Here is an 11,975-nt window from a genome sequence, read left to right as displayed (position 1 = left end):
CTTACTCCTGACCGCCAGCTTTCTGGAGCATACGGGTAGCGACGTCTTTCATGGCTTCAGCCACCAGTTTGCGGGCTTCGTCGCCGTCAAAACCGGCTTCCTGCTGGATACCCTGGTTCTTTTCAACCAGAGTGGAGATACCGTCGAACTGGTTGGTCATACGACCCAGGAACAGACTGCCCTTACCCACAACCATAAAGCTGTTGATATCGCCGCCCATGATGGCATCGCGACCGTGGCCCAGGAACGGAACACCGGAAGGAATGTGACCCTGAGTCAGGGCGTAACCCGGCATGCCGTGCTTCTTGACGAAGTTCATCAGCTCTTTGCGTTCCAGCTGACCTTCTTTAACAGCCAGTGCCGCAATCATCTTGTAGTTGGCTTCAGGCACATCACCGGCGCCGGCAGGCTTGGTGATTTCAGCGTTCTGCATTTCGGTAGAGAACTTGTCTACATCCGGAATGGTACGGCCAACCCGCTTCAGCGGTGCAGAGATCAGGCTGGTCATAACCGCCTGAGGGGAGGAGCCGGTGCCAATAGTGTGACGACCAACGATGTCAGTGTTAATGATCGGGCTGACACCGTCGTTTTCGCTGATAACAGTCGCGAAACCGGCCAGAGAGTCTTCCAGTACCGGAACACCCTTTTTGATGTGGTCACGGCCGTTCAGGGCCAGCTTGCCAACCGCTCCGCCGGCAACCACCATGACATTCTTGAATACACCGCCTTTAACCAGTGCGGCGGCATGAATCAGGGCGTGAGCCGGAGCCGCACAGAAACCGCGCAGGTCACTGCCGGTAGCGCTGTCGCAACCCACCAGTTCACCAATCGCCTTGGCAAAGTTGCCACCGCCACGCTGGTTGATATCACCGCAGGCTTCTTCGGAACATTCAATAATGTAATCAACCTGGGACAGGTCGATGCCTTGATTCTTGAGGTGCAGAGCTGCCAGAACACCGGAGGCTTTTACGCTCAGGTTTTCCAGAATAATGTGGGAGCTGAGGTTTTCATCTTCATCGTGCGCACGTTTAACGCAGCCTACCAGCTCACCATTCATGGTCAGCGGCTCGGCAACATGCTCTTCCAGCAGTGCATGCATATCGACAGCCTGCATGCTGTCTTTTTCAGCATCCAGCTTGATATGACTTAACAGCGGATGGGAGGCCAGGGCTTCATTGGCCTGCTCGATAAATTCCGGAGTCAGTTTGACCAGGTCAAACACATCAGAGTGCTTCAGCAAGCCGAAGAATTCGATCTGCGGCATGATTTCGCCGAACCGGCCTGTACGTTCCGCATTGCTCATCTGGTTTTCATACCAGGGCGCGGTTATACCGGCGAGATTTTCAGGCGTGATATTACCAATGAAACATTGGTTTGCAGGATAAGCAACAACGTCTTCAAATGTGCGCTGGTGCTTTTTCAGTTCGGACAGATATTCTGTATCACCACCCTTTTTGGCAAAGACCTGGGTAGATCCGAACGGAATGAAATCAGGTGTGTGGGCCAGCACATAGCTGGTGCCCTTGATTACGGGGTAGTTCACGGCACTAAACTCCAACAGGGCAGCCGCCGGGGAATTAATATCATTCCCGATTTTCAATTAATTATTCGGCAAACGTGAACTAATGGATTGCACTGGTTTTGCCTGGTTTATTGCTGCCAGACTTTTAATTAACCAGTTGTATTCAGCTGTGCCGATATAATTACCGTTTGATATTCAGGCGGTGCCGTTTTTAATGCCAGCCGGCATAAAAGCGATACTGCCTGAATACATCTACCCCATCGGTTGTACTGCTCCTGATTTCCGGACGGAAACCGGGCAAGCTGCTGTTATCAGTCCGAATCGACTTACAGGTTGGAAAGGCTGATAACAGGGCACTTGCTTTACGGTAGCAGTGCAACTTCCGGGTTAATGGCTATCACAGGAATTTGCAGAACTTGTCGCGGTATTCCTTGACTTCGGCGACAATCTCGTCAACCGGCATAACCATTTCCATCATTCCAACCTGTTCTTCGTATACGTCAGCATCAACTTCATCCTTGATCTCTGACTCTACGATATGGTGTACACGAAGTCCCAACGGGACTCCGGCCAACGGACCGGCAAAAGTAGGGTCGCCGCTAGTTACGGTTTCGGCAGCCAGGCCAGAGGCCTCGGCTTCTGCGCCACCCAGAACGACTACTACGTTCTCGGCACCGTGCTTTTCGGACAATTCCTTGACCCGCTTTTGATTTTCCAGGTCCATTGCGCCTGCGCTAGTTCAGACGAAACACTCGGTTGTACTGAACACGACTTCAGCACCAGCGGTCTTTACACATTCTTCAATGGCAGGACCCGGTACACCGTCGCGATCGCCGAGTATTACGACTTTCTTGGCATTCAGCATGGTTATCTGACCTTGAAAGAATCGCAATAAAGCGAACACAAAATACGATTTCCGTTTAGTCTGAAAATTGATTATCACCTGGGTGATTTAATTCACAATCAATTCGGAAATCACCGTTTGCACCTTCATCTTCAGGTTTATTCAACCTTTTGAATCCAGGGCTGAAACAACAGATTCATTTAATAAACGACTACAAACCTGTTTATTCAAAATCCGTTATTCCCTTTTAAAAACTTCACACAAGAAATTTTTAAAAATTCGTTTAGCTTTTATGTAGCTAGCACTTAGCTTTCAATAGTACTTAGATGTACTTTTGAATAGCTTCTTCAATCTGCTGGGCATCCAGCTCTTCACCGGACAAGTGCTCCAGCTTTTCGCCGTTCTTGTAGAAGACCATGGAAGGCAGGCCCATAACACCCTGGCCCATGGCAACACGGCGGTTACCGGCGATGTTCAGCTTGGTGAACTTCATCTGTTCGCTGTACTTTTCAGAAAGTGCAACCACGTCTGGCATCAGTTCCATGCAGCGGCCGCAGCTCTCGCCCCAGAAGTCAACCATCACGACACCTTCGTGCTGCTTCACTTCTTCATCAAAATTGGCTTTGCCTACTTCGATCATTGCTCTTCCCTCGCTTCAGGATGAGTTATCACCCTCATCCCGAATGACTCATGACTTTGTTGCTGTTCTCAGAACAGGCTTTCCAGTTGATCCGCTTCCGGAGTATCCAGCCGTTTGGCCGGCTCGCCGTTGCTGAAGCGTACGACTGTCGGAATCTCTTTTACTTCGTAGCGGCCAGCGATGTTCTGGCTCTTGTAGGTATCTACAGTGACCAGCTTGACGCCCTTGTCAGCCGCTACTTTTTCAAGGCTCGGCATCAGCTCGAGACTCTTCTGGTCTACCGGGCTCCAGAAAGCGACCAGAGTGTCGTTTTCAGCTTCCAGTACAGACTCGGCCCAGTGCTCTTCTTCCTGGATGTAGCGCTCGGCTGCGACTGCGGCTACTGCACCGTCACCAGCTGCGGTGACCACCTGACGCAGGAACTTGTCGCAAACATCGCCGGCACCGAAGACGCCCGGCATGGAGGTTTCCTGTTTCTCATCCACCTTGATGTAGCCGCCTTTAGCCAACTCAATGGTGCCTTCCAGGAAACCGGTGTTGGGTACAGTGCCGACGAACATGAATACACCGTCGCACTCAACATCGGTAATTTCACCGGTCTTCAGGTTCTTGACCTTGACCCCGTTTACCAGTTCTTCGCCGCAGATTTCGTCAACACAGGAGTTCCAGATAAAGGATATCTTGTCGTTGGCGAAAGCCTGTTCCTGAGCCGTGCGATCCGCATCCAGAACGCCTTCGTCGTGCAGTACGATCATCTTGACGCTGTTTACAAATTTGGTCAGGAACACAGATTCTTCAACTGCAGTGTTACCGCTGCCAACAACAACAATGTCCAGATCTTCATAAAAATCGGCATCGCAGGTTGCGCAATAAGAAACACCTTTGGCAGTGAATTCTTTTTCACCCTTGATTCCCAGAACACGTGGATTTGCACCGGTTCCGATAATCACGCTTTTAGCCAGCAGTGTTTCTCCGCTGCGGGTTTCAATTCGCTTGATAAATCCGCCTTCTTCAGTTGAAAGGCCGGTTACCATATCACGCTTGAATTCAACGCCAAACTTTTCACAGTGGGCACGGAAACGATCCATCAGTGCCGGGCCGGTTGATTCAATAATGCCAGGATAGTTTTCCAGTTCAGATGTTTTAGCGCACTGGCCACCGGTATTACTGCTGGCTTCCAGCAACAGTGTTTTCATCTTGCCGCGAGCACAATAAACACCAGCAGATAATCCACCTGCTCCGCCACCGACGATGATGACGTCATAAACCTCTGACATTATTACTTACCGATTTGCTACTCAGCTATTACCAGATCGCGCAATAACCCGTAACACACCCGGTGATCTGCGCGTTCACCCACTTGACTCTATTGCCAACAATGTTGTTGACCTTGTCGTTTAGCTCGGCGGCAATAGTGCGCCTGAACTGTGCGGCGAGTATTGATCTAAAACAATTTTCGAATCTAAATTGAGCGCTTAATTAATTAAAGAATTTAAAATATTGCCTGCAATCAATTTCCTGCGAAGACTACTTATTAAATCAATTTGATTAAATTTTAATTAAGTGACACTTATTAAAATTTATTTAAAAAATAAACATTTATTTATCCTGCGCTTTTAAAATTCATATCTATAACAGCAGCACACCCAAGCAATAACATGAAAATATTTTACTGATAATATGACAAATGCAGCAAAAATAACTGTTCTGTAAAAATTGTACTTTTTTATAAAATAAGGCATTAATGGCTATATGTCTGACCCTATATGCCTATTAAAAATAAATTCATGAAATCACTATTTGATTTATGTGATACACATTGCCACCTTGATTTTGATGCTTTTGATAATGATCGCCAGCAAGTATTGGAGAACTGCCAACTCGTCGGTGTTAAATCGATTGTTATTCCGGCCGTCTCCCGGGGTTCCTGGGACGACCTGGATCAGTTGCTGCAGAGACATGCCAGTCAGAGTTCAGCCACAACTCCGGCCTTGTATGGTGCACTGGGTATTCATCCCTGGTTTGTTGCCGATCATTCGGCAATAGACATTGAACACCTTGATCAACTACTGACCCGGCGAAAGCCCTTTATTGTTGCTGTAGGGGAAGCTGGACTTGATTTCTGGCACGATATGCCCTGCTCTTCACAACAACAGATATTGTTTGAAGCACAGGTAGAGCTTGCCATCAAGCATAAGTTGCCCCTGATCCTCCATTCCCGCAAATCACACGACCAGATTCTTAAAGTACTGCGTACAAAAAAGCCTGGTGCGGGCGGCATTATTCATGCCTTTTCAGGCAGTGAACAACAGGCAAGGCAATATATTGAGTTGGGGTTCAGACTGGGGTTTGGCGGTGGTATTACCTACAGTCGCGCCAAAAAAACACGACAACTTGCAGCCTCTTTGCCACTGGACAGTATCGTACTGGAAACCGATGCACCGGATATGCCTTTGAGTGGCTTTCAGGGGCTGCGCAACACGCCGGAAAGACTTCCCTTGATACTGGAAGCACTTACAGAATTAAGAAAAGAGACAGCGGAAGAGATTGCTACAGCAACCAGTAAGAATGCAAAGCAGGTGTTTCAGCTGGACACAGGAGGTTAAAAGCTGATGTCTTAACTCTTCCTGCGCTTGCGTGCTTTCAATGTCTTTTTCATTTTTTCGCGCAGGCGGCGCTGCTTTAGGGGAGACAGATGATCAAGAAACAAAGTGCCATCCAGGTGATCTATTTCATGCTGCAGGCACTCCGATCTTAACCCCTCACCCTCGATCTCAAACCAGTTGCCATGACGATCCTGAGCTTTCACCTTTACCCATTCAGCACGCTCGACCTTGTCATAAGCACCCGGTACCGACAGACAGCCTGCGGCCATGAGCTGCCGTCCCCTGCTTTCAACAACTTCGGGATTAACCAGCACCACAGGCTCATTCCGCTCCATGGATACATCCATGACTGCCAAGCGAAGGGTATTGCCAATCTGGGGCGCTGCCAGGCCCACACCATTGACTGCATACATGGTTTCCAGCATGTCATCGATCAGCTGTTGCAGCGCATCATCAAATTCAGTGACTGGCTGTGTGCCCTGGCGTAGTACCGGGGCGGGATCCATTACAATCTCAAGAACCGCCATTGCAGATTATATACCTGTGGAAGTGAAGCCTTTGAAATCGTTCTTATAAATGAAGTTAATAAAACAGTATCGCACCAGCATAGCATCCCTGATGCGATAGCGGGATTCAGCTCATGGACTCCAGCTGGGTCAGCGCCGGGGTATAACCATGAAGGGCAGCACTGTCGAGCAGCTTTCTGGCACGACTGATAAAGCTGTCTTTGTCCTGCTCAGTACCGGCCCGATGCAGGTTAATCATCGCCAGCAGATAATCACGCTCGGCACGTAGCTGTTCATCATGGGGTTTTGCCGCTTCCAGCAGCCCCAGAGCTCTGGGATAGCTCTCGGCTCCTTTGTTGAAATACATCACTCCCAGCCTGAAACGGGCTTCAGCGGCCACTTTGGGGCTGACCAACATTCTTTCACCATCAGCTGCCAATGAATCGCTTGGTCCGGAAAAGCGCTCCAGGCAGCCCGGAAGATGAAGCGTAGCCAGCGTTTCAAAGATAGCGGCAGCTAATGCCTGTTGTGAGGGGGTATTCTGATATTGACAGCCAAGGCCCAGCAGATGAGCCTGAACCCGGGTATCACGATCCATTCTTATTGCTTCAGCAAACAGTTCTCTGGCTTCAGCCTCCAGTCCCTGCTGCAAGACCTTTTCACCATCGGCCAGCTTCTCCATACCCAGCTCTACTGACTGGATATGTCCCCGCAGATAGCGTACCGGGGTTTCTTTTAATACCGTTACCTGTCTTGGATTTTCTTCGCTTTGCTGCCCAGTCAGTTTGCGCCATAACTGCTGCAGCCAGGAATCAGAGCGACGGGAAAAACCCTTGCGACCGGATGTCTGGTTTCCTTCACGTACTGAGTGCCGGGCAGGCTCATTCTGAACCACCCTGGTAATCCGCCAGCGCTTGTTATCATCGCCCTGCTTTGCCATCCGAGCCCGCTCCTTGGAATCCCTTTACCCGCCTCTATTTGTAGCGGTCAAAGAGTACAAATCTTGACTATCCTTGATGATTCAATTTTTCTCAGGCATGAGTGGAGGAGCGCCCGGTGCAAGACTGGAATTTGCAGCTGATTGAGCTGGTACGCCGCCCGGACTGGGGTGATCTGATGCATCACATTACCCTGCTTGGTTCGGACGAGTGTTACTTCATGCTGATAGCGCTGACCTATTGGTGCTTTCACCCCGCACACGGGTTACGCATTGCCTGTGGTCTGTTTATCAGTGGCGGTATCTGTGAAACCTTGCGACAGGTTTTTCAGGGGCCACGTCCCTACTGGGTTCACCCTGATCTCAGTTTATCTTCTGATTTCGGGGCGGTAGCGGTTGAAAAGGGATTTGGTATGCCTTCAGGCCACTCCCAACAGGCTGTTGTAGTCTGGGGGCGGGTTATGACCCTTTTGCGCTGCCCCTGGCTCTGGGTATTGCTGGGCATAGCCATTTTTCTGATCGGGTTATCCCGAATCTATCTTGGGGTGCACTATCCCTACCAGGTATTGTCAGGCTGGACGATCGGGTTGACGATACTGGTACTGCTGATATGCCTCGAAAAGCCCGTCGTTCGCTGGTTTATGTCCTGCCCCCAGGGACGCAGAATTGCCTGGTTCTGGCTGTTATCCCTTATTATTCCAGCAACAACACTTGCTGTTCAGTGGTTTCATCAATGGAGCCTGCCGGATCCTGGCTGGGCCGAAAATGCCCGCAGCGTCCACCCGGGAGGCATTCCGATTGCCCCTTTCCGGCTTCATATTGCGGTTAATGATGCGGCCATGCTGTTCGGATTCTGCGCCGGCGCCAGTCTGCTCTGGGAGCAGCGCCTGTTTCATCCGGTTGAAGGCATTATGCCCAAGTTATGCATGTCATTGATCGGGCTCGGAGGGCTTTCCCTTATCTGGTACGGCGGAGCTGATTTCATTCCTTCATCAACAGAAGTTATTCCCTACTACAGCGGACTTTATATCAGGGGGCTCATAGCATCCCTGTGGATGTTCTGGATCTGGCCCACACTATGGCGCCGTATTTACGGACGGCTGTCGCCTGTTCAGTCAAAACTGTTTTAAGAATGATCTTTGTGAAAATGGATCACAGGCTCTGTTACTATTAGGTGATCCATTTTCTTGTTCATTGCGCTGCTGATACGGAATTCCCAAGCCATGGCCATTCAATCGATTATTCTGCACGAACTGAATATTGACGCTAACGCAGGCACACTTAAATTACGTCTGCGTGATACTCCGCTAAGCGTCACGCCTTCTCTTGAAAGCATGCTGTCTGACTTGACGGAGCGCTACAATTCCCGCACTCCGAAAGCTCACGGACGCTTTAATCCTGAATCGGAATCCGGCTTTGCCGCCTCGCTGAATCTGATGCTGCAAGGCGAGCAAACACTGCTGGCACTTTCAACAGCACTGGCCAGCGGGTTATGTGAAGGCTTTAACAAAGCCGGAGCGCTGCAATCTGGCTACCTGCTGTTTGCTGATTACAAGGCAGGTCTGACCCACTATCTGTTGATTGCCATGCTGCCGGGTACGACCAGCATTACCGTCAATGACCAACTGGAAATCACGGATTCAGAATATATGGATCTGAGCAAAATCCTGCTGGCTACACGGATCAATTTGACCGAATGGCAAGGCAATGTGCAGGGCAGCCGTTATATTTCCTGGATCAAGCCCGGACGGGGTCAGCGTCTTGCTGATGTTTTCTGCGAACTGCTTGGTTCAGAGGAAACCGGCGACACCCGCAACGACAGCCAAAAGCTGGTGAAGGCGCTGGATGCTTTTTGCGAGGAAGGTGAAACCGGCGATGCGCCCAGTGCTATCAAACAGAAAGCTTACGACTACTGCCTTGAAAAATCCGATGCCGGCGCACAAGTGGATATTGAATCCCTTTCGGCGCATTTAAGTGAAGAAGAACCCGATAACTTCTCCCGCTTCGTTAACCTGCGGGACTATGATATGCCCACAACCATGCAACCGGAAAAGCGACAGTTGCAGAAAATGGTACGAGTCAGCGGCAGGGGTAAGGGTATCAGCCTGTCATTTGATGCCGCTCTGCTGGATGATGATACTTTGAGCTATGATCCTGATTCCGGTCAGCTGGTTATCAATGAATTGCCACCCAGTCTGCGCAAGCAGCTCGATGAAATTGTATAATCACTGAAAACAATAAAGCTTCAGCAGTTATTATGAACAAGCAACACAAACTCCATGTCTGGGACTTGCCTCTGCGTCTTTTTCACTGGTTACTGGTAGCCACTTTTGCCGGGCTCTGGTTTACCGGAAAAGAACTGGAAATGGACTGGCACATTCCACTGGGGTTTGTGATGCTGGGCTTGCTGATCTTCCGACTGTTATGGGGAATCACTGGCAGTCACCATGCCCGGTTTGTCAATTTTCCACTACACCCCCGTAGCCTCAAACAATATCTCACCACCAAAACCTTCCATACCGGACACAACCCCATGGGAAGCTGGAGTGTAGTAGCTCTGCTGTCTCTGCTTATGGTTCAGGTGGTCAGCGGCTTGTTCGCCGGCGATGGCTATTTATATGAAGGACCATTGTCGCGTTTTATCGATTCGGGGCTGGTCGACTGGATAACGGATATTCACCGCGCATCGTTTGATATTCTGCTCGGTTTTATCGGCCTGCATGTTGCAGCTGTAGCTTATTATGTTGTGATCAAACGGCAGGATATTCTACATGCCATGGTGTCAGGCAAACGCTCGGTACCTGAGCCAATGCAGCCATTTCACAAGGCATCCTGGAAGCAGGCTCTGAGTTGTATCGTTACCGCTGCACTGGTTGCAGCCGGGATTGGATATGGCGTACCCCTTATGTGATACGCCATAGAGTATGACAGTTACTCTTTGAAAGCCTTGTGACAGGCTTTGCAGGTTGCCGCATAGTCACCGAAAGCCGCTTTCAGCTTGTCATAGTTTCCTGTGCCGGCAGCAGTATGAAGATTTCTGGCCTGAGTCACCATATCATTCATTTTCTGCATGAATTCCGGCTTTTTCTTCCAGATATCAGGGCTGGCTTTAGTACCGGCAGAGAGCTCACGCTCAAATCCGATTGACGCCTGTGATGCCAGAGCAGCAATAGCAGCAGTAACTTCTTCTACCTTTTTCTTCTGCTCATCAGTTTCATAGGGAAACTTTTTCTTGACTACCGCACCAATCGCACCGGTGTAGTTGCCAATCAGATCCATTAAATGCTCGCGATATTCAACCTCATCACTCTCTTTTTCAAACATCACCGGTGAAGAAGGTGCCTGTGCCGGTGCCGCAAAAGCCATTGGGCTCATCATGCCCACCAGGCAAACGCCAGCCATAAACTTTGTTAATTCTTTTTTCATTACGATTGGGCCCCATTAAAACATTGATCCGGCCATACCATTCGAACACTGAATTCTGAATACAGAATATCAAGACTCTCCTGTTTCACCCGAGAACAGGAAAGCTTATTCATACAGCCAGAAGGCGAAGTATAAAACCTTCCAGAGATTAGCACAGTGACAAAAGCACAAAGGATCAAAGCCCATGACAAAATAAAACTGAGCATATTATTGCCTGCATGATTACAATAGGCCTGCATTCACAATCAAATAAGGATAATAAAATGACTGACAGCATTGTGATCGTAGCCGGTGCCCGCACCCCGATGGGCGGTTTCCAGGGCTCACTTGCCAGTCTGACTGCTCCGGAGCTGGGTGCAGTATCGATCAAAGCGGCGGTTGAGCGCGCCGGAATTACTGCAGCTGATGTAGAAGAAGTGATCATGGGCTGCGTACTCCCTGCCGGACTCAAGCAGGGTCCTGCCCGCCAGGCTGCACTGAAAGCCGGCCTTCCTACTGCTACCGGATGTACCACCATCAACAAGCTCTGCGGTTCCGGCATGAAAGCCGTAATGCTGGCTCACGACCTGTTGAAAGCCGGAACCAACAAGGTGATGGTAGCCGGTGGTATGGAAAGCATGTCCAATGCGCCTTACCTGCTGGGCAAAGCCCGTGCCGGTCTGCGTATGGGACATGGCGAGGTCAAGGACCATATGTTTATGGACGGTCTGGAAGATGCCGAAACCGGTCGCCTCATGGGTTCTTTTGCCCAGGACACTGCAGATGATAACAATATCACCCGGGAAGATATGGATGCATTTGCGATTGAGTCCCTGCGTCGAGCCCAGGCTGCGGTTGAAGCTGGAGCCCTGAAGGCTGAAACGGCTCCGGTTACCGTTCGCACCCGTAAGGGGGAAACGGTGGTTGAAGACGATGAGCAGCCTTTCAATGCCAACATTGAAAAGATCCCGTCCCTGCGCCCGGCTTTCAAAAAGGACGGTACCGTCACTGCAGCAAACGCCAGCTCGATTTCCGATGGCTCTTCTGCGCTGGTAATGATGACTGAAAGCGAAGCACAGAAGCGTGGCCTGCAGCCTCTGGCCCGTATCGTCGGCCATGCTACCCAATCCCAGCATCCGTCCGAGTTTACCCTTGCTCCGGTTGGTGCGATGGAAAACCTGTTCAATAAAACCGGCTGGAAGGCTGAGGATGTTGATCTGTTTGAAATCAACGAAGCCTTTGCGATGGTCACCATGCTGGCGATGAAGGCCCACAACCTGCCGCACGACAAGGTCAATGTCTATGGTGGAGCATGTGCCCAGGGCCATCCGATTGGATCTACCGGATCCCGGGTTATTGTGACACTGATTCATGCCCTGAAGAACCAGGGTAAAAAGCGCGGCGTTGCATCGCTGTGTATTGGTGGTGGTGAAGCAACTGCTGTGGCAGTCGAACTGATCGATTAAACAGCAGATTAACTGCCTTACCTGACCGGAAGACAGGATTTCTCCGGTC

At 50.2% G+C, this 11,975-nt stretch carries 12 protein-coding genes; 5 read left to right on the top strand and 7 right to left on the bottom strand.

Going from position 1 to position 11,975, the window contains the following annotated elements; all coding sequences use genetic code 11:
• Position 1: 1 nt before the first annotated feature.
• From grdC to ACYZZ0_RS16895, 4 genes are all read right to left on the bottom strand, one after another.
• Positions 2-1,543, bottom strand: coding sequence for a glycine/sarcosine/betaine reductase complex component C subunit beta (gene grdC, locus ACYZZ0_RS16910; RefSeq protein WP_461537824.1), 1,542 nt, complete (start codon positions 1,541-1,543; stop codon positions 2-4).
• A gap of 376 nt (positions 1,544-1,919) precedes the next feature.
• On the bottom strand, positions 1,920-2,387 hold the full coding sequence (grdA, locus tag ACYZZ0_RS16905; protein WP_461537823.1) for a glycine/sarcosine/betaine reductase complex selenoprotein A: 468 nt from the start codon (positions 2,385-2,387) through the stop codon (positions 1,920-1,922).
• A 301-nt stretch (positions 2,388-2,688) separates the two neighbouring features.
• The gene (gene trxA, locus ACYZZ0_RS16900; protein ID WP_461537822.1) at positions 2,689-3,006 is read right to left on the bottom strand and encodes a thioredoxin TrxA; all 318 of its coding nucleotides are present in this window, start codon (positions 3,004-3,006) and stop codon (positions 2,689-2,691) included.
• Positions 3,007-3,074: 68 nt separating this feature from the next.
• Positions 3,075-4,283 carry an FAD-dependent oxidoreductase gene (locus ACYZZ0_RS16895; protein WP_461537821.1) on the bottom strand — a complete coding sequence of 403 codons (1,209 nt, stop codon included), beginning with the start codon at positions 4,281-4,283 and terminating at the stop codon, positions 3,075-3,077.
• 510 nt (positions 4,284-4,793) lie between these two features.
• Here ACYZZ0_RS16895 and ACYZZ0_RS16890 point away from each other — a divergent pair.
• The gene (locus tag ACYZZ0_RS16890) at positions 4,794-5,612 is read left to right on the top strand and encodes a TatD family hydrolase (RefSeq protein ID WP_461537820.1); all 819 of its coding nucleotides are present in this window, start codon (positions 4,794-4,796) and stop codon (positions 5,610-5,612) included.
• Positions 5,613-5,623: 11 nt separating this feature from the next.
• Here the strand turns inward: ACYZZ0_RS16890 and def are convergent, their stop codons facing one another.
• Positions 5,624-6,139, bottom strand: a complete 516-nt coding sequence (gene def, locus ACYZZ0_RS16885; protein ID WP_461537819.1) for a peptide deformylase — start codon at positions 6,137-6,139, stop codon at positions 5,624-5,626.
• A gap of 106 nt (positions 6,140-6,245) precedes the next feature.
• Positions 6,246-7,058, bottom strand: a complete 813-nt coding sequence (locus ACYZZ0_RS16880) for a hypothetical protein (RefSeq protein ID WP_461537818.1) — start codon at positions 7,056-7,058, stop codon at positions 6,246-6,248.
• Between the two features lie 116 nt (positions 7,059-7,174).
• On the opposite strand from ACYZZ0_RS16880, the gene ACYZZ0_RS16875 reads away from it, so the two are divergent.
• The 3 genes from ACYZZ0_RS16875 (at position 7,175) to ACYZZ0_RS16865 (ending at position 9,966) form a co-directional block, all read left to right on the top strand.
• On the top strand, positions 7,175-8,185 hold the full coding sequence (locus ACYZZ0_RS16875) for a phosphatase PAP2 family protein (RefSeq protein WP_461537817.1): 1,011 nt from the start codon (positions 7,175-7,177) through the stop codon (positions 8,183-8,185).
• A 93-nt stretch (positions 8,186-8,278) separates the two neighbouring features.
• Positions 8,279-9,280: a nucleoid-associated protein gene (locus ACYZZ0_RS16870; protein ID WP_461537816.1), complete on the top strand. Its 1,002-nt coding sequence runs from the start codon at positions 8,279-8,281 to the stop codon at positions 9,278-9,280.
• A gap of 32 nt (positions 9,281-9,312) precedes the next feature.
• Entirely contained in the window at positions 9,313-9,966 is a 654-nt protein-coding gene (locus tag ACYZZ0_RS16865) for a cytochrome b/b6 domain-containing protein (protein ID WP_461537815.1), read from the top strand.
• A gap of 20 nt (positions 9,967-9,986) precedes the next feature.
• On the opposite strand, the gene ACYZZ0_RS16860 is transcribed toward ACYZZ0_RS16865, so the two are convergent.
• Positions 9,987-10,481, bottom strand: a complete 495-nt coding sequence (locus ACYZZ0_RS16860) for a c-type cytochrome (protein ID WP_461537814.1) — start codon at positions 10,479-10,481, stop codon at positions 9,987-9,989.
• A gap of 263 nt (positions 10,482-10,744) precedes the next feature.
• Here ACYZZ0_RS16860 and ACYZZ0_RS16855 point away from each other — a divergent pair, with 263 nt between their 5' ends.
• Positions 10,745-11,926 (top strand): acetyl-CoA C-acyltransferase, encoded by a 1,182-nt coding sequence (locus tag ACYZZ0_RS16855; protein WP_461537813.1) that lies wholly within the window; start codon positions 10,745-10,747, stop codon positions 11,924-11,926.
• The last annotated feature ends 49 nt before the right edge of the window (positions 11,927-11,975 follow it).

Source organism: Spongorhabdus nitratireducens (assembly GCA_947387575.1).
Lineage (GTDB): Bacteria > Pseudomonadota > Gammaproteobacteria > Pseudomonadales > Endozoicomonadaceae > CANDOC01.
This window is presented reverse-complemented; position numbering and strand designations above follow the sequence as displayed.